Source organism: Halorubrum luteum, assembly GCF_054652935.1.
The window spans coordinates 2211720-2235763 of sequence record NZ_BAAIGT010000002.1 but is presented as its reverse complement, the minus strand read 5'-3'; the positions used below and the strand labels follow the sequence as shown (position 1 = coordinate 2235763).

At 65.6% G+C, this 24044-nt stretch carries 27 protein-coding genes and 1 pseudogene; 19 read left to right on the top strand and 9 right to left on the bottom strand.

Going from position 1 to position 24044, the window contains the following annotated elements:
• Positions 1-106 precede the first annotated feature (106 nt).
• From thiL to ACYQ0R_RS11100, 3 genes are all read right to left on the bottom strand, one after another.
• The gene (gene thiL / locus ACYQ0R_RS11110) at positions 107-1078 is read right to left on the bottom strand and encodes a thiamine-phosphate kinase (RefSeq protein ID WP_459823650.1); all 972 of its coding nucleotides are present in this window, start codon (positions 1076-1078) and stop codon (positions 107-109) included.
• Between the two features lie 101 nt (positions 1079-1179).
• Entirely contained in the window at positions 1180-1545 is a 366-nt protein-coding gene (gene lwrS, locus ACYQ0R_RS11105; protein WP_459823648.1) for an LWR-salt protein, read from the bottom strand.
• A gap of 111 nt (positions 1546-1656) precedes the next feature.
• On the bottom strand, positions 1657-1932 hold the full coding sequence (locus ACYQ0R_RS11100) for a 4a-hydroxytetrahydrobiopterin dehydratase (RefSeq protein WP_459823645.1): 276 nt from the start codon (positions 1930-1932) through the stop codon (positions 1657-1659).
• A 175-nt stretch (positions 1933-2107) separates the two neighbouring features.
• On the opposite strand from ACYQ0R_RS11100, the gene uppS reads away from it, so the two are divergent.
• Entirely contained in the window at positions 2108-3049 is a 942-nt protein-coding gene (gene uppS, locus ACYQ0R_RS11095; RefSeq protein ID WP_459823642.1) for a polyprenyl diphosphate synthase, read from the top strand.
• Between the two features lie 279 nt (positions 3050-3328).
• On the opposite strand, the gene ACYQ0R_RS11090 is transcribed toward uppS, so the two are convergent.
• Together ACYQ0R_RS11090 and ACYQ0R_RS11085 are read right to left on the bottom strand one after the other, a co-directional pair.
• On the bottom strand, positions 3329-3787 hold the full coding sequence (locus ACYQ0R_RS11090; protein ID WP_459823639.1) for an NOB1 family endonuclease: 459 nt from the start codon (positions 3785-3787) through the stop codon (positions 3329-3331).
• A complete protein-coding gene (locus tag ACYQ0R_RS11085) occupies positions 3787-4032 on the bottom strand; it encodes a PRC-barrel domain-containing protein (protein WP_459823636.1) in 246 nt (81 codons plus the stop codon). Before ACYQ0R_RS11085 ends, ACYQ0R_RS11090 begins: the two co-directional genes overlap by 1 nt.
• Positions 4033-4295: 263 nt before the next feature.
• Here ACYQ0R_RS11085 and infB point away from each other — a divergent pair, with 263 nt between their 5' ends.
• The 4 genes from infB (at position 4296) to ACYQ0R_RS11065 (ending at position 8379) form a co-directional block, all read left to right on the top strand.
• Positions 4296-6089 carry a translation initiation factor IF-2 gene (gene infB, locus ACYQ0R_RS11080; protein ID WP_459823633.1) on the top strand — a complete coding sequence of 598 codons (1794 nt, stop codon included), beginning with the start codon at positions 4296-4298 and terminating at the stop codon, positions 6087-6089.
• A gap of 2 nt (positions 6090-6091) precedes the next feature.
• Positions 6092-7192 (top strand): tRNA-intron lyase, encoded by a 1101-nt coding sequence (gene endA, locus ACYQ0R_RS11075; protein ID WP_459823630.1) that lies wholly within the window; start codon positions 6092-6094, stop codon positions 7190-7192.
• A 179-nt stretch (positions 7193-7371) separates the two neighbouring features.
• On the top strand, positions 7372-7869 hold the full coding sequence (locus tag ACYQ0R_RS11070; RefSeq protein WP_459823627.1) for a DUF5813 family protein: 498 nt from the start codon (positions 7372-7374) through the stop codon (positions 7867-7869).
• A gap of 186 nt (positions 7870-8055) precedes the next feature.
• Positions 8056-8379, top strand: a complete 324-nt coding sequence (locus ACYQ0R_RS11065) for a DUF7991 family protein (RefSeq protein WP_459823624.1) — start codon at positions 8056-8058, stop codon at positions 8377-8379.
• Positions 8380-8388: 9 nt separating this feature from the next.
• Here ACYQ0R_RS11065 and tmk read toward each other — a convergent pair whose 3' ends face one another.
• Positions 8389-8985 carry a dTMP kinase gene (gene tmk, locus ACYQ0R_RS11060; protein WP_459823622.1) on the bottom strand — a complete coding sequence of 199 codons (597 nt, stop codon included), beginning with the start codon at positions 8983-8985 and terminating at the stop codon, positions 8389-8391.
• Positions 8986-9138: 153 nt separating this feature from the next.
• Here tmk and ACYQ0R_RS11055 point away from each other — a divergent pair, with 153 nt between their 5' ends.
• The 8 genes and pseudogenes from ACYQ0R_RS11055 to ACYQ0R_RS11020 form a co-directional block, all read left to right on the top strand.
• Positions 9139-10035, top strand: coding sequence for a complex I NDUFA9 subunit family protein (locus tag ACYQ0R_RS11055; RefSeq protein ID WP_459823619.1), 897 nt, complete (start codon positions 9139-9141; stop codon positions 10033-10035).
• Between the two features lie 124 nt (positions 10036-10159).
• Positions 10160-11338: a tubulin/FtsZ family protein gene (locus tag ACYQ0R_RS11050; RefSeq protein WP_459823617.1), complete on the top strand. Its 1179-nt coding sequence runs from the start codon at positions 10160-10162 to the stop codon at positions 11336-11338.
• A 12-nt stretch (positions 11339-11350) separates the two neighbouring features.
• Positions 11351-12001: a 2-phospho-L-lactate guanylyltransferase gene (gene cofC, locus ACYQ0R_RS11045; protein ID WP_459823614.1), complete on the top strand. Its 651-nt coding sequence runs from the start codon at positions 11351-11353 to the stop codon at positions 11999-12001.
• A 157-nt stretch (positions 12002-12158) separates the two neighbouring features.
• Complete coding sequence (cofG, locus tag ACYQ0R_RS11040; protein WP_459823611.1) at positions 12159-13337, top strand: 7,8-didemethyl-8-hydroxy-5-deazariboflavin synthase subunit CofG; 1179 nt, start codon at positions 12159-12161, stop codon at positions 13335-13337.
• A gap of 51 nt (positions 13338-13388) precedes the next feature.
• Positions 13389-14246, top strand: a complete 858-nt coding sequence (locus ACYQ0R_RS11035; protein ID WP_459823608.1) for a mechanosensitive ion channel family protein — start codon at positions 13389-13391, stop codon at positions 14244-14246.
• Between the two features lie 91 nt (positions 14247-14337).
• On the top strand, positions 14338-14976 hold the full coding sequence (gene thiE, locus ACYQ0R_RS11030) for a thiamine phosphate synthase (protein WP_459823605.1): 639 nt from the start codon (positions 14338-14340) through the stop codon (positions 14974-14976).
• Positions 14966-15814 (top strand): hydroxyethylthiazole kinase, encoded by an 849-nt coding sequence (thiM, locus tag ACYQ0R_RS11025; protein WP_459823602.1) that lies wholly within the window; start codon positions 14966-14968, stop codon positions 15812-15814. The genes thiE and thiM overlap by 11 nt, the downstream gene beginning before the upstream one ends.
• Positions 15815-16008: 194 nt before the next feature.
• Positions 16009-17412: pseudogene (locus ACYQ0R_RS11020) on the top strand (methyl-accepting chemotaxis protein); the annotation flags it as partial.
• Here the strand turns inward: ACYQ0R_RS11020 and ACYQ0R_RS11015 are convergent.
• Entirely contained in the window at positions 17413-18111 is a 699-nt protein-coding gene (locus ACYQ0R_RS11015) for an SDR family oxidoreductase (protein ID WP_459823600.1), read from the bottom strand.
• 111 nt (positions 18112-18222) lie between these two features.
• On the opposite strand from ACYQ0R_RS11015, the gene ACYQ0R_RS11010 reads away from it, so the two are divergent.
• The 3 genes from ACYQ0R_RS11010 to cruF are packed head-to-tail and all read left to right on the top strand — an operon-like array spanning position 18223 to position 21589.
• Positions 18223-19722, top strand: coding sequence for a phytoene desaturase family protein (locus ACYQ0R_RS11010; protein WP_459823598.1), 1500 nt, complete (start codon positions 18223-18225; stop codon positions 19720-19722).
• An 11-nt stretch (positions 19723-19733) separates the two neighbouring features.
• On the top strand, positions 19734-20657 hold the full coding sequence (locus tag ACYQ0R_RS11005) for a prenyltransferase (protein WP_459823595.1): 924 nt from the start codon (positions 19734-19736) through the stop codon (positions 20655-20657).
• Positions 20654-21589 carry a bisanhydrobacterioruberin hydratase gene (gene cruF / locus ACYQ0R_RS11000; RefSeq protein WP_459823593.1) on the top strand — a complete coding sequence of 312 codons (936 nt, stop codon included), beginning with the start codon at positions 20654-20656 and terminating at the stop codon, positions 21587-21589. The genes ACYQ0R_RS11005 and cruF overlap by 4 nt, the downstream gene beginning before the upstream one ends.
• Here the strand turns inward: cruF and ACYQ0R_RS10995 are convergent.
• Positions 21573-22061, bottom strand: a complete 489-nt coding sequence (locus ACYQ0R_RS10995) for a metal-dependent hydrolase (RefSeq protein WP_459823590.1) — start codon at positions 22059-22061, stop codon at positions 21573-21575. The genes cruF and ACYQ0R_RS10995 overlap by 17 nt on opposite strands.
• Positions 22062-22161: 100 nt before the next feature.
• Positions 22162-23097, bottom strand: a complete 936-nt coding sequence (locus ACYQ0R_RS10990; protein ID WP_459823588.1) for a sulfide-dependent adenosine diphosphate thiazole synthase — start codon at positions 23095-23097, stop codon at positions 22162-22164.
• 126 nt (positions 23098-23223) lie between these two features.
• Between ACYQ0R_RS10990 and ACYQ0R_RS10985 the strand changes: the two genes are divergently transcribed.
• Genes ACYQ0R_RS10985 through ACYQ0R_RS10975 form a run of 3 tightly spaced genes read left to right on the top strand, consistent with a single transcriptional unit; the run spans position 23224 to position 23899 of the window.
• On the top strand, positions 23224-23490 hold the full coding sequence (locus ACYQ0R_RS10985) for an eL43 family ribosomal protein (RefSeq protein WP_459823585.1): 267 nt from the start codon (positions 23224-23226) through the stop codon (positions 23488-23490).
• Complete coding sequence (locus tag ACYQ0R_RS10980) at positions 23491-23625, top strand: DNA-directed RNA polymerase subunit P (protein ID WP_006114270.1); 135 nt, start codon at positions 23491-23493, stop codon at positions 23623-23625. It abuts the gene before it with no gap.
• Positions 23626-23656: 31 nt separating this feature from the next.
• Positions 23657-23899, top strand: coding sequence for a KEOPS complex subunit Pcc1 (locus ACYQ0R_RS10975; RefSeq protein ID WP_459825748.1), 243 nt, complete (start codon positions 23657-23659; stop codon positions 23897-23899).
• Positions 23900-24044 lie beyond the last annotated feature (145 nt).

Below are 24044 nucleotides of genomic sequence, written 5' to 3'. Positions count from 1 at the left end.
CGCGAGCGGTAAGCGTTGCGTTCCGGATCGCTGCGGGCGTACCGACTGATCCGCGGCGTCGACACCCGGTGAGTGCCGTGGACGATCCGGTACACGCCACGGCGGATTAACCGTGCGTATACCCCTCGTCCGGCAGGGGTTCGTCGTCGACGGTGACGGGAGCGTCGTCGCCGTCGCCGTCGATATCGACGACGCGACCGACGCGCGTGAGCCCTGCGGGGCACGCCTCGCGGACCGCCTCGAACGCCTCGGCTGGGAGCGTACACACAAGCTCGAAATCCTCGCCGAACGTCGCGGCGAGCGCGAATCGGTCGTCTGGTCCGTCGGCGACGTCGTCGACCGCGGGATGGACCGGGAGCCGGTCGCGCTCGAGGCCGAACCCGACGCCGCTCGCCTCCGCGAGCTGGTGAAGCGACCGCGCGAGCCCGTCCGAGGAGTCCATCATCGCGGTCGAGCGCTTCGCGAGCGCCAGCCCATCTGCGACGCGGGGCGTGAATCGGAACAGGTCGTTCGCGCGCTCGATGACGGCCGCACTCGCGGGATCACTTCCGGGGTCCGCGGAGGGACCGGCGGCGGGGTCAGCGGAGTCGACTGCATCGCTTTGCTCGAACAGTCGAAGCGCGGCGGCGGACCGTCCCCACTCGCCGGTGACACAGAGCAGGTCGCCCGGGCGCGCGCCGGACCGAGGGACCGTTCCCGCGTCGGTGACCGACCCGATCGCGGTCGTTGCCGTCGTGAACTCGGCGTGAGTGTCGAGGTCGCCGCCGACGTACTCGGCGTCGACGGTCGCACAGACGTCGACCGCGCCAGTGACGAACGCGTCGAGCGCGTCGGTGGCGAACGTCTCGTCCGCGTAGACGGCGACGGCGGCCGTGGCGTCCGCACCCATCGCGGCGACGTCCGAGAGGGACGCGCCGACGGCTCGCCAGCCGGCGGTGTACCGGGTCGTTCCGGGCGGGAAATCGGTCCGCTCGTGGAGCATGTCCGTGGTTATCACCGTCCCGTCGACCACGGCAGCGTCGTCGCCGGCGTGTGGCAGGTCGGCAGCCAGCCTCCGGAGGGCCTCGCGCTCGTTCACACCCCGACGTCGACCGCAGCAGGATTATACCCGACGATCCTGACGGCTGGCGCACGGGAAGCCACGTGGCGGCTGGCGCACGGGAAGCCACGCGGCGACGGTTATCCACGGACGTGGATCGACGACCCGAAATACTTGTGGATGACGTCGTCGGCGGAGTCGGCGTTGAACGCATCGAGGTCGTCCGCAATGGCGCGCGTCAGGGCGTCGAGATACGCCTCGCCGGTCCGGAGCTCGCTGAACGCGATCTCCGTGACGTCGACCCCGAGTCGGTCGCTCGCGACTCGTCGCATCGACGGCTCGTCTCCGATTTCGCCGCGCCACAGCCGGTTCCGGAACCGGAGCCAACCGTCCTCGCCGGGGTCGACCGCCGGGATCTCCATGGTCGTCTGGAACCGGTCCGGATCGACCGATACGTCGTCGGGATCGAGTCGGAACGTGACGCGGAACACGTATGCGGCATCCATCGTTTTTGCGTTCGTGGATCGGGTTCTTGGTGGCGGTCGTGTCGCGGATCGGGTTCTTGGTGGCGGTCGTGTCGCGGATCGTGTGTTGGTTCGCTCGCGCGGATGGTTCGATCAGTACTCGTCGTTGCACAGCCCCGCCGACCGAAGATCACGTTTCGTGATTCCGCCGACCTCGTGGGTCGTGTAGCGGATCGTCACGGAGCGGAACTCGATCACGATCGTCGGATGGTGCTGCTGCTCCTCGGCCACCTCGGCCACGGCGTTCGCGAACATGACGCCGTCGAGGTAGTCGTCGAACTCGTAGGTCCGGACGATCTCCGGTCCGTCCCGCTCCCATCCGTCGGGAAGACTCCGATCGACTTCCTCGTCCGAGAGTACGTTCGCCATATCTGGCGATCGCTCGCCCCGCCGATAACGGTTTCCCCGTCGATAATCGCTCCCCACCGTGCAAACGCTCGCTTCCACCGTCAGTGTGCCTGATGGCGATACGCGTGGCGACCGACGCCCGTCCGGTTGGGACGACACGAAAAGGTACATACCCGGCGGCGGCGTGCGTTCGACCATGTCGTCGCGGCTGTACAACGTCGCCGAACGCGGGTACCTCCGCCTGCTTCGCCGCGAGATCGACGCAGTCCCCACGCACGTCGCCATCATTCAGGACGGCAACCGTCGGTACGCCCGCGATCAGGGTGCCGACGCGCCCGACGGTCACCGTGCTGGTGCGGACACGACCGAGCGCGTGCTCGACTGGTGTGCCGACCTCGGGATCGCGGAGCTGACGCTGTACGCGTTCTCGACGGAGAACTTTGACCGACCCGACGAGGAGCTCGAGCCACTGTTCGATCTGCTCGAATCGAAGCTGTTCGAGTTCGCCGACGCCGACCGCGTTCACGACCAGGGGGTGCGTATCCGTGCGATCGGCGATATCCCCAGACTTCCGTCTCGCGTACAAGAAGCCGTCGCGTACGCGGAGCGACGCACCGCCGACAACGATCGGTTCCGGCTCAACGTCGCGCTGGCGTACGGCGGTCGAAACGAGTTGCTCTCGGCGGCTCGCGGCATCGCCCGCGACGTCGACCGCGGCGATATTGCCCCCGACGACGTCGATGTCGACGTCGTCGAGCGACGGCTGTACGATCGGCCGGTTCGAGACGTCGACCTCATCGTTCGGACGGGCGGCGACGAGCGCACCTCGAACTTCCTCCCGTGGCATGCCAACGGCAACGAGGCTGCCGTCTACTTCTGTGCGCCGTACTGGCCGGAGTTCTCGAAGGCCGATTTTCTGCGTGCCATCCGGACGTACCAGTCCAGAGAGGCGTCGTGGCAGCGAGCCCGAACGGAGCGGGCCGTCGCGCTGGTGCGCGCAGTCGCCGAGATCGAACTCGAGGAGGCGAAGCGAGTCGCCACCCGGCTCCGCGAGCGTCTCCCCGGAGTCGACGCGGACGTCGTCGCGTCGGCGGTGCCCGGTGACGACGTCGCTCACGAGTCAGAAACCCCCGACTGAGCTGATAGCAGGCGCTAAGCCCCCTCCCTCAAGGAGCACCGCAGTCCGCGCGCGGACAAGGAGCGCAGTAGGGAGGGGATACAGCGTCCCCAGAAATCGAAGATTTCTGGCGTGCGAACGAATCGCGTCCCGCACGACTTGAGGCCGGGGGCTCCACCTCGAAAGCCGCTGAAAGAGAAGGGCTACAACGTGGGCAGTCTCAACTGGAAGGCACCCAAGGACTTCCGCAGTTTCACCTACGTCCAGTCTGGCTTCGAGTTCGACAAGAAGAACGGTAGTTCACGCGGGGTTCTTTCGACTCAGATCGCTGCCGCAGATCGGGCATCGCTCCTTGTTCTCGTCGAACGTTCTGCTACAGCCGACACACTGGAAGCGCCACTCGCGCTCCTCCGTGATCCCGTCGCGCGCGATCGGTTCGACTGGGACATCGAGTCGCTCGGCGACGTTCTGCATCGCGTAGTCGTCGGTAACGAGCGTGGCGTGCAGCTCCAGCGCGGCGGCGATCAGCCTGATGTCCGTCTCGGAGAGCTCGTCCGCATCGCCGGAGCCGCGTGCCGCACGCTCGACGTTCGTGATCGCCTCGGGCGCCGGCACGTGGATCGTCATCCCCGATCCTTCCATCGCGTCGAACCTGAGCGCGTGTTCACCCTCGAGCTCGTCGTGTACTTCCGGCACCGAGACGACCTCGTCATCGGTGGTGTACTCGTGGATGAACGCGGACGTATCGAGAATCTGCATTAGCGGGCGACGACGATGTAGTCTTTCACCGCCTGCACGTTCGCAACCGGTACCTGGAGTCGCCCCGTCTCGTCCATCTCGAAGCCGGAGCGAGCGGGATCGAGCTGCTCGTCCGGACTGACGAGGAGATGTCGGAGCTGCCCCGATTTGAGGTCCATCGTGATGTTGTACAGGTCGCCGAGCTCCGTTCCGTCAGAACCCATCACGGACTTTCCGGAGAGGTTCTCCGCGAGTATGTCCACCATGCTTGCGATAACCCGGGCGATGCTCTTAAACGCCACGGGCTGTCGGACGCGTGGCTCACGTCAACCACCCGTCTCCCCACCACGCGGGCACCTCCAGTCGTGTAGCGTGCGAGTCCGGAACCACAACGTACCGTCTCGGACGCACAACCGCAACGTGCCGTCTCGGACGCACGTTCCGGTGTGTTCCACGTCGTCGGCGTTTTGAAACACTTAACTGGCGTCCGGGCCGATCCGTATATAACGACCTTCTCGGGGCGATTCTCATGACTGACGACACACAACCGGACACCCTTCGAACGCCGATCGTCGCCGTGCTCGGACACGTCGACCACGGGAAAACGAGCCTGCTCGACAAGATACGCGGATCCGCCGTGAGCGAGGGCGAGGCGGGAGCGATCACCCAACACATCGGCGCGACGGATATCCCGCTGTCGACGATATCGACGATGGCGGGCGAGCTCGTCGATCCGGACGATTTCGACCTTCCCGGCCTCCTGTTCATCGATACGCCCGGTCATCACTCCTTCTCGACGCTGCGGGCGCGCGGCGGTGCGCTCGCCGATATCGCTGTGCTCGTCGTCGACGTCAACGACGGATTTCAGCCCCAGACCGAAGAGGCGATCGACATTCTCCGACGGACGGGGACGCCGTTCGTCGTCGCCGCCAACAAGATCGACACCACACCCGGCTGGAACCCACAGGAGGGCGAGCCGATCCAGCGGAGTCTCGAGGCGCAGTCCGAGCGTGCGGAGTCGATGCTCAACGAGAACCTCTACGAGATCATCGGGCAGCTTTCGGACGCCGGGTTCTCGGCAGACCTCTACTGGCGCGTTCAGGACTTTCAGAAGAACATCGGCGTCGTTCCCGTCTCGGCCATAACCGCGGAGGGAGTTCCGGACCTTCTCACGGTGCTGATGGGTCTCTCACAGCGGTTCATGAGAGACGAGATGGCGATCGACGTCCACGGCCCCGGTGAGGGGACCGTTCTCGAAGTGAAAGACGAGCGGGGCTTCGGGGCGACGGTCGACGCCGTGATCTACGACGGCGTCCTCCGAAACGGCGACACGGTTGTCGTCGGCGGACAGGACGAGCCGATCGTCACCGAGGTCCGTGCGCTGCTGCAGCCGCGTCCCCTCGAGGAGATCCGGACCGAAAAGAAGTTCGAGAAAGTCGCGGAGGTCGGCGCGGCCGTCGGGGTGAAGATCGCCGCCCCGGACCTCGACGACGCGATGGCCGGTGCGCCGGTACGCGTCGTACGAGACCGCCCCGTCGAGGCGGTGATCGAGGACGTGAAAGCCGAGCTCGCCGAGATCGAAGTCGACACCGCGGAGGACGGCGTGGTCGTCAAGGCGGACACGCTCGGCTCGCTGGAGGCGATGGCGAACGCGCTTCAGGAAGCCGAAGTCCCCATCATGCGCGCCGAGGTCGGCGACATCGCTCCTCGGGATATCGCGATCGCCGAGACCGCAAACCAGGTCGAACACAAGGCGATCCTCGGATTCAACGTCGACGTCCTCCCGAACGCGGAGCGCGAACTCGAAAGCGCCGACGTGAAGCTGTTCAAAAACGACGTCATCTACCAGCTGATAGAGGATTACGAGACGTTCGTCGAGGAACGAAAACGCGCCCAACAGGAGACCGTCCTTGATAAGGTCGTCAGGCCCGCTAGGTTCCGCCTCCTTCCCGACCATACGTTCCGCCAGAACGATCCGGCCGTCGTTGGCGTCGAGATCATCTCCGGGACGCTGCAGAACAACCGAAACGTCGGCTACTTCGACGGGAACGAGTTCGAGCGCGTCGGATCGCTCTCAGGAATTCAAAAGCAGGGAGACGACGTCGATGAGGCCCGTGCCGGCGAGCGGGTAAGCATCGCCATCGACGGGCCGACCATCGGTCGCGGCATCGAGGAGGGTGACACCCTCTGGACGGAGCTACCGGAGAAGCATGCCAAGATCTTGGAGCAGGAACTCAGAGAGGAGATAACGGCAGACGAGCGCGAGGCGCTCTCGTCGTATCTCGACACGCGACGGAAACGGGACCCGTTCTGGGGGAAGTGAGGATGCAGCCGACCGGGAAGCTCCGCGGAGGCGTCGTTCGGGTCGGCGGTGATGCACGACAGCGGTTCTACGACTCCCGGGGATACGGCCGCCCGCTTTCGGGAAACGAGATCGAACTCTCGCGGATCGAGGCTGCCCACCTGCTGTTCCGCGGCGACCTCGCCCGCGTCGTGCTCGATGACGGAGACGGTCCGGCGGTCGAGTTCGAGCGATTCTTCGTCGACAGCGCCGCGGCCACCAACCGATTTGCCGTGCGGTATCTCGTGTATGCCGACCTCCGTGACCGTGGGTTTTACTTATCGCCGACACGCGATGGCTGGCCCGGCAGCGACGCTGATTTCGGCGACGATGTCGACCTCATCGCGTACGAGCGTGGGTCGACGCCCGACACGGGGAACGTGTTGTATCCGGTCCGGATCGTCGGCGAACGCGAGCCGATCCCCGCATCCGGCGTGGTCGACAGAACGCTCGCCGTCGTCGACGAGGAGAGCGACATTACGTACTTTACCGCGACGACGCCGGATATTCGTGGAACGACCGCGTACGAGCCGCCGACGGATCTCACCGGCGTTCTTCTTGACGACCGAGTCATCGTCTGGAACGCCCCGAACGAACTCTACGAGCGCGGCTTTTACGGGCAACCGCTGACCGGACGCGCGGCGGCGGTCGAGAATGCCGTCCAGCTCTCGCTGATCGAAGCCGCGTCGCTCGCAAGGCGGGGATCGTTGTCGCTTTCGCGATCGAACGACGACGATCAGCGGGGTACCGGTGCTGCAGCGATCCGGTCACGCGGTCGGGCGGTCGAGGGCGATCGATTCGACCGGCGGTTAACCGTGTATGAGCGACTCCGCGACCGATCTGTCGTTCCTAAAACGGGGTTCAAATTTGGAGCCGACTTCAGGACGTACCTCGACGTCGAGACGGTCGAGGAGCTTCCTCACTCGGAGCAGCTCGTTCGCGTCGTCGCGCCCGACCACGCGTTCGCGCCGCGTGAGCTCTCGCTGGACGTTCGTCTCGCCGGAGGCGTTCGCAAGGAGATGGTGTTCGCACTGACCGACGGGGACGACGTCGAGTGGGTGTCCGTCGGTCGGCTCACGCCGTGACTCCTTCGGTCTCGACCAAACGTCACCAGTCTCGAACGATCGTGTCACGACTCGCCGGTGATGAGGCTCCGACGTTCGGGACGGACGTACTGCCGGCGGAGCGACTGCGGCGACGAACGTCGAACCGGTGACAGTTCCGACACCGCGTTCTTTTGAGGGCGTGGCCCGTTCCGTCGAGTATGAGCGAGCTACCGCATCGCGTCGTTCGTGCGTTCGCCGATCACGGATCCTTCGAGCAGTCAGCCGATCGGGAGTGGACGTCGGCGACAACGGCGTTCGACGGCGATGTCGCCGTCGAGCCCGCTGAGAGTGGTCGGTGTCGGTTCGAGGTGACCGTTCGCGTCCCGGTCCTGTCTGCCGTAACCGCCGATCACGTCGCGGACGTCGTCGAAGACGGATGGGCGGAGACGTTCGAGCGACGCGTCGTCGACGTGGGCGGAGTCACGCGAGGCGATCACGAGTTCGACCCCGAGGTGTCCGGAAACGACGGCGGGATTACGGTGCAATACGTTTTCGAGGAGATCAACGAACGGCTCGCCGTCGACGACGCGAGCGCACTGATCGACTTCGTCGAGGGAACGTACGTGCAGGGGGTGATCCCGGGATACGAGTACGTCGACCCGGTTGCCGGACTGCTCTCTACAGCCCGGGCACAGGGTAGCGGTGGCACGCTGTGAACCACCAACGTGGCGAACAGGTGGGAAACGCGTCGGTTCTCCGGTCGACCTCCCACACACCCGCCTCGACCGAGCCGGAGCGGATCTCAAACCACGTCGGGACTGGCTCGGAATCGGTTATAAACCATCGGTCGGGCTGGAGCGGTCGTCCGATAGGCGGAAATGCTGGCGGATCCTACGTCAACCATGCTCGCGCTGATCGGGTTCACCCTGCTCGTCGGGCTCGTCGCCGTTCACACGCTGATCGCGGGCGTGCTGACACGCTTTTTTCGGCTGCGACTGTCGACGACGTGGGGGTGGATCGTGTACACGGCGGTGTTGAGTCCGATGGTACTGTTCGGGTCGACGCTACTGTTCACCGGCGTGCTCGGAGTCGGGGTCGGCGTCGACCTCGGGAGTCCGGCAGCCGTGTTCGGCCTTCTCGTGTTCCTTCCCGTCGTGCTCGGTGCGACGATCGATTACCTGTACGTGCCGCCGCCGGAGGAGTACGAACTGCCGGACACTCGGTGATCGCGCCGTTCACTCCGTCTCGAGGAGTCGCGAGATAACCGTCTCCACCCGTTCGGTGACCGCCTCCGGAGGCCGCGTGGCGTCGACACGAACGAACCGGTCGGGCTCGGCCTCGATGAGCCGTTCGTAGTTTGCGTGGACGGCAGCAAGGTAGCTGTCGCGTTCGAACTTGTCCGTTCGTCCGGATCGCTTCACGGCCGTCCCCGGTTCGATGTCGAGATAGATCGTCGCATCCGGTGGCCGAGAGAAGGCGTCGTGGACGCCTCGGACGTACTCCAGCGGTCGGGCGATGTCGAGATCGCTTTTCGCCAGCGACGCGGCCTGATAGGCGAACCTGGAGTCCGAGTACCGGTCCGAGACCACGAGATCTCCCGCTTCGAGGGCGGGTCGGATCGTGGTCGCGAGGTGGTTCGCGTGGTCGGCGGTGTATAAAAATAGCTCCGCGAGTGGATCCGCCTCGTCGTCCTCGATCGACCGCCGCACGGCCTCACCGTACCAGCTCTCGGTCGGCTCCCGGGTAAACGTCGCGTCGGGGTACACGTCATGAAGCGCCTTCCAGACCGTCGTTTTTCCGCTCCCGTCGAGCCCCTCCAGCGTGATCAGCATGGTGGCGTTCGGGCGTGATGTGGGATAAGTCGATTGGGTCCGGGATCACCTATAATTCGATTTTGGTTCGGGATCGTCTCTCAGGGGCGTATCCGTCATACGCCCGTCTGACATCGCGGTAAGTTTACGGTTGATCCTCCCGTTTGCGGTTGCATGAAGGTGCTGGTAACCGGCGGGACCGGTTTCATCGGGTCGTACCTGTGTCGAGGGCTTGCCGATGCGGGCCATGAGGTGACGGCACTTTCCCGCTCACCGGCGGACACGCCCGACGGCGTCGCGAGCGCGGTGGGCGACGTTACCGCGTACGACTCGGTCGAACCGGTCGTCGACGGCCACGACGCAGTGGTGAACCTCGTCGCGCTCTCGCCGCTTTTCGAGCCGAAGGGGGGGAACGAGATGCATGATACGGTCCACCGTGGCGGCACCGAGAATCTGGTTCGCGCGTCGGAAGCGAACGATGTGGACCGGTTCGTCCAACTGAGTGCGCTGGGGGCGGATCCGGACGGTGCGACGGCGTACATCCGCGCGAAAGGCCAGGCGGAAGCGATCGTTCGAGAAAGCGACCTCGGCTGGACGATCGTCCGTCCGTCCGTCGTCTTCGGTGAGGGTGGCGAGTTCGTCTCGTTCACCAAACGGCTGAAAGGGATGTTCGCGCCGGGGGTTCCGATGTACCCCCTCCCGGGGGGTGGTACGACTCGTTTCCAGCCGATCCACGTCGAGGACCTCGTACCGATGTTGATCACAATGGTTGACGACGACGAGCACGCGGGCGAAACGTACGAGATCGGCGGACCGGAGAAGCTCACGCTCCGTGATGTGACGAATCTCGTGTACGAGGCGGAACGGAAGGGTGTACGGATCGTGCCGCTCCCGATGCCGCTCGCCAAAGTCGGGCTCACGGTGCTCGGTGCGGTTCCGGGGTTCCCGATGGGACCCGACCAGTACCGCTCGTTACAGTTCGACAACACGACCGCCGACAACGATATCGGTGCGTTCGGGATCGACGAGGCCGAGATGACGACGCTAGCCGAGTATCTGGGCGTCTCATGAGCGTCACACGCCAGTATAGCGTCGTTCACGGGCCGTCGGTGGGGATATCAGAGATGGTAACCCCATCAGAAGCCTTATATTCCACATCCATCTGTGTTTTTTCCAAAGACAAACGGGGCATACAATGAAACTCGCAATGATCGGATTCGGACAGGCAGGGGGTAAAGTCGTTGATAAGTTCTTGGAGTACGACAAGCGGACGGGGTCCGAGATCGTGCGCGCGGCAGCGGCGGTGAACACGGCCAAAGCGGACCTCATGGGGCTCGAGCACATCCCGGAGAATCAGCGCGTGCTCATCGGCCAGTCGCGCGTGAAGGGCCACGGCGTCGGCGCCGACAACGAGCTCGGAGCCGAGATTGCCGAGGAGGATATCGACGAAGTACAGGGCGCGATCGATTCGATCCCCGTCCACGAGGTCGACGCGTTCCTCGTCGTCGCCGGACTTGGCGGCGGTACGGGGTCGGGTGGTGCGCCGGTGCTGGCGAAACACCTCAAACGGATCTACACCGAGCCGGTGTACGGCCTCGGGATCCTTCCGGGAAGCGATGAGGGTGGCATCTACACGCTCAACGCGGCCCGGTCGTTCCAGACGTTCGTCCGCGAAGTGGACAACCTGATGGTGTTCGACAACGACGCTTGGCGGAAAACCGGCGAGTCCGTGCAGGGCGGCTACGAGCAGATCAACGAGGAGATCGTTCGGCGGTTCGGTATCCTCTTCGGTGCCGGCGAGATCCAGCAGGGTCAAGAGGTCGCCGAGAGCGTCGTCGACTCCTCGGAGATCATCAACACGCTTGCCGGAGGTGGCGTCTCGACGGTTGGCTACGCCGAGGAGGAGGTCGAAGAGCGTTCCTCCGGCGGTCTGCTCTCTCGGCTCCGAAACGACGATGGGGGCGACGAACTCGACAGCGCTCACACGACGAACCGCATCACGAGTCTCGTCCGGAAGGCGGCACTCGGTCGGCTTACGCTCCCCTGTGAGATCGAGGGTGCAGAACGGGCGTTGCTCGTGCTCGCCGGACCGCCGGAGTACCTGAATCGGAAGGGAATCGAACGCGGTCGGAAGTGGCTCGAAGAGCAGACCGGCTCGATGGAGGTACGCGGTGGTGATTATCCGTATCGTGGTGCCGGCTTCGTTGCGACCGTGATCCTCCTTGCGGGCGTCACGAACGTGCCTCGTATCAAGGAGCTTCAGCAGGTGGCTATCGAGGCTCAGGATAACCTCGACGAGATCCGCGAGGAGAGCGAGGAGAATCTCGATAATCTCGTCAGCGACGACCAGGACGAACTCGAGTCGCTGTTTTAACCGACTCCCCGGATGGAGGTTCTCGTCCCGTTCTCGGCTGCTGACCCGAAGTCGCGACTATCCGAGGTGCTCGCTCCCGACGAACGCGGCTCCTTCGCCCGCGCGATGCTCGTGGACGTCGCCGACGCCGTGAGCGCCTGTGGAGCCACTCCGCACGTGCTCTCGACGGCACCGGTCGAGGTTTCGACTCCGATCGACGTTCCCGTCACCGTCGACTCCCGGCCATTAACGACGGCGATCAACGATGCTTTCGAAGCAGGTGTCCCCTCGAGCGGCGTCGATCCCGTGGATTCGTCACCGACTGCCGTCGTCATGGCCGATCTCGCACTGGCGACACCGGACGTTCTCGGCCGCTTTTTCGACGCTACTGGGGACGTCGTCATCGCGCCGGGCCGAGGTGGTGGGACCAACGCGCTCGTCGTTCGAGATCCGGCGTTCCGCGTCGACTACCACGGTGCGTCGTACCTCGACCACTTGCGGATCGCAGCCGACATCGATGCGACCGTTCACGCGTTCGACTCACATCGTCTCGCGAGCGACGTCGACACGCCGGCGGATCTCGTGGAAGTGCTCGTCCACGCCGACGGTCGGGCCGCCGAGTGGCTTCGGACCGCCGGATTCGGGCTCGACCGGTCGGATGGACGAGTCGGCATCGGTCGGTGACACCGAGAGAGAGGCCGTCACAGCCGCCGAGGCACGATCGAGCGGGGCGTCGGTCAGCGCTGCCATTTCGCCTCGCTCGATGACTCATCGTCGTTCGGGGCTGGGCCGTCTTCGTCGACAGCGAGGGTTTTAGTGGTCCGAACGCGGACGGTCAAGCGTGTTCCCGGCCGGAGACGAGTACGAAATCGAGATCACCGTCGACGAGACGGACGTCGAGCGGCTGCTCTCGGTAACGCCGGACGACGTCGACCGAGCCTCGCGGCTGTCGTTCGCTCGCAACGTCTTCATTCCGCTGACGACCGCGTGCCGGTACACCTGTACGTACTGTACGTACTACGACCTGCCCGGGGAGGCGACGCTACTGAGCCCCGAGGAGGTGCGTGAACGGTGTCGGATCGGAGCGGACGCCGGCTGCACCGAGGCGCTGTTCACGTTCGGCGATGACCCGGACGACCGCTACACGGAGATCCACGGACAGCTGGAGACGTGGGGGTTCGACTCGATCCACGAGTACCTGTATCGGGCCTGTGAGATCGCGTTAGAGGAGGGGCTGCTCCCGCATTCAAACCCCGGTGATCTGACGGAACGACAGTTCGACCGGCTCCGGGAGGTGAACGCCTCGATGGGTGTGATGCTCGAGACGACCGCCGATGTCGACGCCCACGAGGGGGGCCGTCGAAAAACGCCAGGACAGCGCCTGAACACCATCCGGGCGGCGGGTCGACGGGGCGTCCCCTTCACTACGGGGATTCTCGTGGGGATCGGCGAGACGTGGCGGGACCGCGCCGAGAGCCTGCTTGCGATCAGAGAACTCCACGAGCGGCACGGTCACGTGCAGGAGGTGATCGTCCAGAACGTCGTCTCGAACGAGCGCTCGGATTTCGAGACGCCGGATATCGACGTGGTTCGGCGGACAGTCGCGATGGCTCGAGCGGCGCTGCCGCCGTCGGTGTCGGTCCAAGTGCCGCCGAACCTCTCTCCCGCCGCCGACCTCCTCGACTGCGGAGTCGACGACCTCGGTGGAGTTTCCCCGGTAACCGATGACTACATCAATCCCGCGTACGAGTGGCCGGCGCTGGAGGAGCTCCGTCGGATCGCGGAGCTCGGAGACGTGCCACTCACCGAACGGCTTCCGACCCATGCACCGTATCTCCCGGACGAGTTCCGACCAACGGATGCGCCGGTCGCTGCGGCCCCGGCCGGCCCGGCCGAGTGGCTGTCGAAGACGATCGTCGACCGGCTCCGTCGTGATGATCCGCACGGTCGACGACTCCGCGCCGTCGCATCGAAAGACGGGCCGTTACCCGCAGCACCCCACGTCGAGTACCACGCGTAACGAACTGCGCTGCCAGTAGTTTCTTTAAATAGCAATCCGAACATGACGGCGATGGTACCACTACAGGTCGGCGGGATCGCGAACACGGTCGATATCGGCGGAATCGCAGTGTCGATCGTCGCGTTCGTCGTCGGGTTCGTCGCCGTGCTCCTGCTCGGAAAGTCCCTGTTCGTTCCGGCAGTTCGTCGCATGCTCGGATCGAAGGGGTTCGACGAGGTCGTGCGGAGTCTCGGGACGAGCGTCGCGAACGCGATCGTGTGGGTCGCGGCGATAGCGATCGCCTTCACCGTCGCCGGGTACGGCGCGTTTCTCTCCGCGTTCGCCGTGTTCGGAGGCGCGCTCGCGCTCGCAGTCGGGTTCGCCGCGCAGGAGCTCCTCGGGAACTTCGTCGCCGGGATCTTCATCCTGAAGGACAAGCCGTTCGAGGTCGGCGACTGGATCGAGTGGGACGGAAACGCGGGCCGAGTCGAAGACATCGATCTGCGAGTCTCGCGCATCCGAACGTTCGACAACGAACGAATCACCGTCCCGAACGGTGACCTCGCGAACAACGCGGTGACGAACCCCGTCGCGTACGACACGCTCCGACAGAAGTTCGTGTTCGGAATCGGCTACGACGATGACATCAACAGAGCGACGGAGATCATCATCGAAAAGGCGGTCGAACACGACGACATCCTCGACGAGCCGGAACCGTCGGTACGGCTCGTCGAGCTCGGGGACTCGGACGTCGGTCTTCAGGCACGGTGGTGGATCTCCGAACCCGGCCGTGGCGATTTCGTCAGGGTTCGCTCGGAGTACGTGCAGGCGGTCAAGGAGGCGTTCGACGAGGAGGGGATCGACATCCCGTACGTCCACCGCCAGCTCACCGGAAGCGTCGAGATGGTCGAGTCGGTCGCCGACGACTGACCGGCTCGCGCCTCGTTCGAACGGGGACCGAGCGTCCGACCAGCTCCGTGAAGCGGAACCGTTTTCTCACGACCACCGGATACTACCACCCATGGATCCGTCAACGTGGGGTACGTATCTCGTGACACAGGAGAGCCACTCTCCGGGACGTGACACGGTTTCCGTCGTGGAGGAGGCGCTCGAACACGGCATCGACGCCGTTCAGCTCCGCGAGAAGGGAATGGACGCTCGCCGCCGGTACCGTCTGGGCATCCGACTTCGCGATCTCACCGATGAAGCCGGCGTGCCGCTGATCGTCAACGATCGGATCGATCTCGCCCGGGCTATCGCCGCGGACGGAGTGCATCTCGGCCAGTCGGATCTTCCGGTCGAGATCGCTCGAGATCAGCTCGATTCGGACGCAGTAGTTGGCTGTTCGGCGGCGACGGTCGAGGAGGCGAGGACGGCCGAGACCGCCGGCGCGGACTACCTCGGCGTCGGGGCCGTTTACGGCACCGATTCGAAGGACGTCGACGGGGAAAAGAACGACGTCGGTCCCGAGCGAATCCGGGCGATAGCAGAGGCTGTTGAGCTCCCGATCGTCGGAATCGGCGGCATCGATGCCGGCAACGCCGCTGCCGTCGTCGAGGCGGGAGCCGTAGGTGTGGCGGTGATATCCGCGATCACGACGGCCGACGATCCGGCTGCTGCGACGCGGGAGCTTCGGGAGGTGGTTACGGATGTCCGATGAGCTGCCGATCGATGGGAGAATACTCCGTGAGACGCTGTCGGCACTTCCCGAGGCGTCGCCGCTCGTTCACCATCTCACGAACGACGTGACGACGAGCGAGACGGCCAACGTCACGCTTCACTGGGGTGGGCTCCCCGTGATGGCGAACGCTCCGGCGGAGGCGGGCGACATGGCTGCCGGTGCCGACGCGCTCGTGATCAACACCGGTACCGCGTCGGTCTCGGAGATCGACGCGATGATCGACGCCGGGCGGCGAGCAAACGAGGTCGACGTACCGGTCGTGCTCGATCCGGTCGGGTACGGTGCGACACCGCATCGGATCGAGTCGGTCGGACGCCTGCTCGACGCAGTCACTTTCGATGTCATCAAGGGGAACGCCGGCGAGATCAAGGGACTCGCGGGCGAGGAGGCGGCGGTGCGAGGGGTTGAGTCGGTTGGCGAAGCGACGGGCGTCGCAGAGACGGCGCAGGCGCTGGTCGAGGAAACGGACGCCGTCGTTGTCGTCTCGGGCGAGACGGACGTCGTTGCGGACGGCGAAACCGCGTACGAGCTCGATGTCGGTCACGAGCGGATGGGAACGTTCGTCGGTTCGGGCTGTATGCTCACGAGCACGCTGGCGACGGTGGCGGCGCTAACCCGCGAGACCAACGCTCCAGTTCCCGACACGACCGCCGCGGGACTGGTCGGAACGATCGCGTATGGAGTTGCCGGCGAGCTGGCGGCGGAGACGGAGCCGTCGGGACCGGCGAGCTATCGGACGGCGTTTATGGACGCGGTCGCTGCGATGGCGACCGATCCGCCGTCAGTCACCGTCGGCGACCGGCTCGAACGCCGGTAACGGAAGTTACACGAGAGGGGCGAACAGGTGATGCGTGTGACCGTCGTCCGACTGGTTGCTCGGACACGCGTGACGGCGAGGTACGCACGGGACCGCACCACACACCCGCGTTCCCCCGTGCGGCGGTTCGTCGAAACACGGGGGCTCTGGCCGCCTCATCATTGTTAAGCGGTCGGAAGGCGCTCCGCTCGTTGTACGCTGAGGAGATCGAATCCGGTAATCTGGACGTCGACATCGACGGCTCACGCACCGACGAGTTCGGTCAGCTTTCGACGCTTCTGACGCGGCTCCGCGATACGCTTCGCAACCAGCTGGAGGAGGCCGAACGGCAGGCCGAGGCAGCTGAGACGGCCAGAGCGGAGGCAAAACAGCTGACGGCGCATCTCGAGGAGAAAGCCGACGACTACGGCGATGCGATCGACGCCGCAGCCGACGGCGATCTGACGCGCCGACTCGACACCGAGAGTCAAAGCGACGCGATGGAGTCGATCGGTGAGTCGCTCAACGAGATGCTGGCTGAGATGGAGTCGCTCGTCGTGACGATTCAGGACGCTGTGGAGACGGTCGGTGAGCAGAGTTCCGAGGTGACCGCCTCCGCCGAGGAGATCTCGGCGGGCACCGAGCGTCAGGAGCGGAACCTCTCGACGGCAGCCGGGGAGCTGAACGACCTTTCAGCGACCGTCGAGGAGATCGCCTCCTCGACGAACGAGACGGCTGTACAGGCCGATAGCGCGGTGGAACTCGGCACTGATGGTCAAGAGGTTGCCCGGTCTGCGATCGACCGGATGGATCGGATCGAGGCGGAGATGGGAACCACCATCGACGAGGTGTCCACGCTTCAAAAGGAGGTCCGTCAGATCGGTGAGATCGTCGATCTGATCGACGATATCGCCGACCAGACGAACATCCTCGCGCTCAACGCGTCGATCGAGGCGGCCCGAGCGGGCGAGGCTGGCGAGGGGTTCGCGGTGGTCGCTCGCGAGGTAAAGGATCTCGCCGAGAAGACCGCGGAGGCAACGACGGAGGTCGAGCGTCTGATCTCGGGCGTCTCGGAATCCACCGAGTCGGTTGCCGAGGATATGTTCGCGATGGAAGACGACATCGAGGAAGGGCGTGAGACCGTCGACGAAACGGTCGAAACGCTTGAAGCCATCGTTGAGGAGGTCTCCGACGCCAACGCGAGTATCCAGTCGATCAACGACGCGACGGACGAACAGGCCGACTCCACGCAGGATATCGTCGCGATGGTGGACGAAGTCTCGAGCGTGAGCGAGCAGACGGCCGCCGAGGCCCAGAACGTCTCCGCGGCCGCCGAAGAGCAGACCGCGGCAATCGAACAGATCGCTACCAGCGCCGAGTCGCTCTCGGATCGCTCCGACGAGCTACGTTCGCTCGTCGAGCAGTTCGAGACGGATGCAGCTGCCGAGGGTGACGCGGCTCCGATGACTGACGAGAGATCGGCAGGCGAGGCGTCCGCACCGAGCATCTCGGAGCCGGTCGCTGAGACCGGTCCAGCAGACGACGTGGAATCGAAAACCAACCTACCCGCCGCCGACGGCGGAGTGTCGTCCGCGGGTGGCTCGACGGAGAAAAAGTAATCAGCGCGTCGCCTGCTTCCACTCCCGAAGTCCGAGCCGCTCGCCGTTCAGATCAGCCGGTGGTGCGTCGGTCGCGGCCCAGACGAAAAGCGGCGCGACGCTCTCCGGACTCCGTGCGTTCTCCATTCCCGTGAGGTCGGTCGCGACGAGTCCCGGATCGACGACGCCGACCGTCGCGTCGATGTCGGCCGCGAAGCCACGGGCAACCGCCTCGGCCGCGGCTTTCGAGACCGCGTACGCTCCCATCCCCGCCTTCGACTCGTGGGCGACCGAGCCGGACGGAACGATGATCCGGGCCTCCTCGGCGAGGTGAGGGAGCGCCTCGCGGATCGTCGCGAAGACGCCGCGAGCGTTCGTTCGGATCGTGTCGTCGAACCGGGTGTAAGGGACGTCCTCCATCGGGCTCTCGCCGGGCACGCCGTGGAAGACGGCCGCGTTCGCGAACACGACGTCGATCGCGTCACCCTTGCGGGCAGCGTTCTCGAAGAACCGTTCGAGGTCGTACTCGTCACGGACGTCGACGCGAGCTCCCCAAGCGCTGCCGTCGCTGCCGTCCTCGGTACACTCCGCGACCGTCCGGTCGACGGCGGTCCCGTCGCGTCCGCAGAGCGCAACGAACGCCCCCTCGTCGGCGAACGCCTTCGCAACTGCCCGCCCGATCCCGCTCGTCGCACCGGTGATCGCGACCGTCGAATCCATGTTCCAACGTACGGGCGAGACGGACTTAGGCGTACCCACTGGCATCGTCTCCGCACACCGACCGACATCGTCTGGCAGGTATTTATACCGTCTCCGCCCCACGGATCGAGTATGGACGCGGTCCCGGACACCGACGGCGTAGCTGGTCAGTCCGTCGTCGTTATCGGCGGTGGATTCGGCGGGCTCTCGACGGCGTGCTACCTCGCCGACGCCGGCGCGGATGTCACCCTCCTCGAGAAGAACGAACAGCTCGGTGGACGCGCGAGCCGTCTGGAGATCGACGGATTCCGGTTCGATATGGGTCCCTCGTGGTATCTCATGCCGGACGTGTTCGAGCGATTCTTCGGTCATTTCGGGCGGTCGCCCGAGGAGTTCTACGAACTGACGCATCTTGACCCGCACTACCGCGTGTTCTGGAAGGACGGCGACAGCGTCGACGTGCTTCCGAATCTGGAACGGAACAAGGAGCTGTTCGAGTCGTACGAGCCGGGCGCGGCCGACGCGCTCGACGCCTATCTCGAAAAGTCCGAGTACACGTACGAGGTCGGGATGGAACATTTCGTGTACGAGGATCGTCCACGGCTGCGCGACTACGTCGACCTCGACGTGCTCCGCTACTCGTGGGGGCTCTCGCTTCTGGGAAAGATGCAGGGACACGTCGAGGGGTACTTCTCACATCCGAAGCTCCAGCAGCTGATGCAGTACACGCTGGTGTTTCTCGGCGGGTCGCCGACGAACACGCCCGCGCTGTACAACCTGATGAGCCACGTCGATTTCAACATGGGCGTGTACTACCCGGACGGCGGGGTCGGCGCGGTCGTCGACGGCATGGTCGAACTGGGCGAGGATCTCGGCGTCGAGTTCGTCACCGACGCCGAGGTGACGGCGATAGAGGGTCGCCGTGGCGCGTTCGCAGTCGACACGACAACCGGCGACCGGTATCTCGCCGACCTGGTCGTCTCCAACGCCGACTACGCACACACGGAGCGGGAGCTGCTTCCGCCGAGCAAGCGACAGTACACCGACGAGTACTGGGCGTCGCGGACGTACGCGCCGTCGGCGTTCCTCCTGTATCTCGGCGTTGAAGGGGACGTCGAGGAGCTGGCACACCACACGCTCGTGTTGCCGACCGCGTGGGACGAGCATTTCGCACAGATCTTCGATGACCCCGCGTGGCCAGACGACCCGGCGTACTACCTCTGTGTCCCGTCGAAAACCGACGACACGGTCGCGCCCGAGGGACACAGCAACCTCTTCGCCCTCGTGCCGATCGCGCCGGGGTTGGAGGACACCCCGGAGCTTCGTAACACGTATCGGGATCTCGTCCTCGACGACATCGCCGAGAACACGGGAACCGATCTCCGAGACCGGATCGTCGTCGAGGAGACGTTCTGTGTCGACGACTTCGCGGACCGGTACAACAGCTATCGGGGCTCCGCGCTCGGGCTCGCGCACACCTTGCGACAGACGTCGCTGTTCCGGCCGCCACACGCCTCCACCGTCGTCGACGGGCTCTACTTCACCGGGGCGACGACGACGCCGGGAATCGGGGTGCCGATGTGCCTGATAAGCGGACAGCTAACTGCCGAACGCATCTCGGAAACGATCTGAGAGCCGTGCAAATGAGCAACGACGGCTCCGACGAAGGAGCCACGAACGAGACTGACCGGGAGATCGCCGACGGGAGCGACGAGATTCGCGAACGGCTTCGCTACCTCCTCGTGCTGTCCCGTCCGCGGTTCTGGCTGTATCTCGCCGGCCCGGTCGCCGTCGGCGTGACGTACGGAATCTCCGATGTCGGCGAGCTGTTCACGCCGACGACCGTCGCGCTGGCGGCGTACTTTCTGCTTCCGGCAAACGTGCTTTTATACGGCGTCAACGACGTGTACGACGCCGACATCGACGAGATAAACCCGAAAAAGGAGGACCGCGAGAGCCGGTGGCAGGGGGACCGGCTCGTCGTCGCGGCGGTCGTGGGGTCCGGACTCCTCGGACTGGGAACCTTCGCGATCACGCCGGCGGTCGCGTGGCCGTATCTCGCCGGCTTTTTCGTGCTCGCGATCGGATACAGTGCACCACCGCTGCGATTTAAAACGACGCCGCTCGCCGACTCGGTTTCGAACGGTCTGTACATCCTCCCCGGCGCGGCGGCGTACGCGGCGGTTGCGGGCGCACATCCGCCGCTCGCCGCGCTCGTCGGCGCGTGGCTGTGGACGATGGGGATGCACACGTTCTCGGCGATCCCGGACATCGATCCGGATCGGGCAGCCGGGATCCGGACGACTGCGACCGTGCTCGGCGAGACGCGGACGTACGTCTACTGTCTCGCCTGTTGGACTGCGGCGGCGATCGCGTTCGCGACCCTCGATCTCCGGCTTGGAGCGCTGCTCGCCGCGTACCCGCTTTTCGTCTCGTGGGTTGCGGTCTCGTCGGTGGACGTCGCCCGCGCGTACTGGTGGTTCCCGGCGCTCAACACCGTCGTCGGGACGTTGCTTGCGATGGGCGGTCTCTGGCGGGTGTATCCGATCTGGGAGGTGCTCGGATGACGAGCGACGATGCGGGATCGACGGCGACCGCCGACTCCGGCACTCGCTCGGCTGCCGGTGACTCCGACGCCGCGTCGTCCGCCGAGGCGCGCCGGTCGGTCCGCGAGACGCTGCCCGCGACGCGCGACGAGGCGGAGCGCCTGCTCGACCGGGTCGTCCGGGAGAATCGGTTCACCATCGCGGTGCTGTTCCCGGTCGTCGGGGCGATCACGCTCGTCGGCAGCGCGGAGGGGTGGGTACCGGACCCCCTCGCGTTCAACCCGTGGTTCGTCCTGTTCGGCGTGCTCGTCATGCGCTCCCCGCTCATCGTCGGCGTGTTACCACTTCTCGACCGGCGCGCGGTCGGCTGGATCGGGCTGTTGATCGCGTACACGTATCTCATCGAGCACGTCGGCGTTCGGACCGGGTGGCCGTACGGAAGCTTCGAGTACACGATCAGTCTCGGGCCGATGCTCGGCGGCGTGCCGCTGGCGCTGCCGGTGTTTTTCATCCCGCTCGTGATGAACGCGTACCTGCTGTATCTGCTGTTGGCCGGGTCGCGAGCCGCAGTCGGGTGGATTCGACTGCTCGCCGTGATCGCTGCCGTCGTCACGATGGACGTCGTGTTGGATCCCGGCGCGGTCGCGCTCGGCTTCTGGTCGTTCGGCGGCGGCGCGTTCTACGGCGTTCCCCTCTCGAACTACGCGGGCTGGGTGTTGTCGGCGACCGTCGCCGTCGTCGCGCTCGACCGCGCGTTCGATATGGCCGCCCTCCGCGAGCGACTCGCGAACTGTGAGTTCATGCTCGACGATCTAGTGAGCTTCGTGATCCTCTGGGGAGCGATCAACCTCTGGTTCGGGAACCTCGTTCCCGCGGTCGTCGCCGTCGCGTTCGGCGTCGGACTCGTCCGTGCCGACCGGTTCGACGCACGGCTGTTCACCCCGTGGCGGTGAGCGCAACGACCGTCCCGAGCGCGGCGACGCCGACGGCGAGGAACAGGTAGTTCGCGCGGGGGTTCTTCGCGGGAGTCAGGTCCAGAGTGAGATGAAACCCCGAGAGGGGTCGGAACGGCTGGATCCCCATCGGCGTAAGCGCGTCGCCCGCGATATGGGAACACAGCGTCAGCGTCACGACGCCGCCGACGAACGCGGGGGTCCACGGCGGGACGCCGGCGCCCGCGCCGGCCGCAAGCACGACCGTGGCCGCCAGCGCGGCGACGACGCCCGCTGCGACCGCGAACGCGAGCGTGTGCGTCGGGCCGCGGTGCGGGATCGGCAGCGACTGGTCGACGTCCGGAAGCGGGGCGACGGTGATCGCGATCAGTCCGCCGACGACCGCCAGTCCGAACTCCCCGCTGCCGAGGACGACGCCCGCGACCGGCGCGTACGCCAGCAGTCCGAGTCCGACGTGGCCCCGCCAGTACATACCTGATATCCGCTGCAGAGACGCAAAAAGGCGTCGTCGGAGCCTGTCCGAGTAGCGTTCGGCCGGGCGCGAGCACGGAACTGCTTGGCTCGTCGCGGTTTCAGTCGTCCGCGGGTGTCGCCTGCGAGGCGTCCGACAGCGAGACGTCTCCGGCGTCGACGCCGAGCTCGTCAAGCGCGACCTGTGCGGCCCGTTTTCCGGAAACGAGCATCGCGCCGAACGTCGGCCCCATTCGCGGAAGGCCGTAGGCGGTCGCGGTCGCCATACCCGTCGCAACGAGCCCGTCGTGGACGAGCCCGGTGTGTTCGACGATCGCGTCCTCGCTCTCGTCGACCCACATGGAGTCGTGACCGGGCGAGTCGTGGCCGGGCGCGCCGTACTGGTCGTCATCCGTGGCGTCCATGCCGGTGTTGTGCTCCTTGGCGTGCTGGATGCCGGGCGCGTCGAGGACGCCCCGCTCGTCGAGTTTGCTCACGGCGACGGCGTCGTGACCGGTCGCGTCGATCACGAGGTCCGCCTCGACGGCAATCGGGTCGACGCAGGTGATCTCGCGAGGCAGCGCGTGGACGGGCGTCCAGTTCATCACGATCCCGCCGACGCGATGGTCCTCTCGGATCACGATATCCGTGAACTCCGTCATGTTCTGGATCTTCGCGCCCGCGTCGCAGGCTGCCTTGATGAGCCCGGAGCACGCCTCCGGGCCCGATGCGACGTACAGCCCGTCCGTCCCGCCTGCGGGCTCGAACGCCACGTCGAGATCGGTGAGGATCTCCTGGGACGGGTCGCGGACGGTCACCTTGTTCATCAGGAACCCACCGAGCCAGAACCCCCCGCCGAGATAGTTGTTCTTCTCGACGACCATCGCCTTCACGCCCCGCTCGGCCAACTCCTTCGCGGCCATCAGGCCGGAGGGGCCGCCGCCGACGATTATCACGTCGGACTCGGAGAACTCCATGAACTCGTCGGTCCACTCCTCACCTATTGCGCGCGTTACGTCCGCCTCGTCGACGTCGCTGAATCCGTTGAACCCGTGCATACAACTAGGTAGTATTACTGAGTAGTAAATAGTGTTGTGGTTGACCGTCCTCGGCGGTCGACTGCCGAAATCCGGCGGTTCCGACTCGTAGCCTTTTTACCCGCGCTGGCGGTAGAATGAGCCACTATGGCTGAGGACAAGGCTCGAAGCACCGGCAGTGCGGGTCGATTCGGGGCCCGTTACGGCCGCATCGCTCGCAAGCGGGTACAGGAGATCGAAGAGGAGATGCGCGGCGCGACCGTCGACGGCGACGACGTCAAACGCGTTGGCACCGGCATCTGGGTGAACGAGGAGACCGGCGAGACGTTCACCGGCGGCGCGTACCGCCCGGAGACGCCCGGCGGACGCACCGTGCGCCGGTCGATCCGCGCAGCGCTCACGGACGACGAATAGATGAGCTACAAGTGCTCCCGCTGTAAGCGCGACGTCACCCTCGACGAGTACGGCGGCGTGCGCTGTCCGTACTGCGGCCACCGCGTCCTCCTGAAGGAACGCGGCGGCGGCATCAAGGAAGTCGACGTCGAGTGACCGGTCTCCATTGACCGACACCGCCCCGACGATGTCCCGCGCTCATGACACCGCTCTCCGTATCTCCTACCCGACGGACCGGCGCGCTCGGGTCGTCGCCGACGCGCTCGCGCCCGAAGTCGGCGAGATCGACGACCCCCGGTCGTCCGCGACCGTGCGCCGGGACGGGGCCGTCGTTTGCGTTCGAATCGCCGCCGACGATCTCACCGCGCTTCGCGCCGGAATCAACAGCTGGTCCCGGCTGGTCGAAGTCGCCGAGCGCGTCCCAAGCTAGCAACACCGCGTCCCAAGCTAGCGACACCGCGTTTCGGCAGCCGGCCTCTCAGTGAGACCACCGATATCAACCGTGTAGCAGTATCTAACGCAACATCTCGGTGTCGATGGAGAAGTCGGGGGTTTTTCCGTCCGGGACGCCTCGT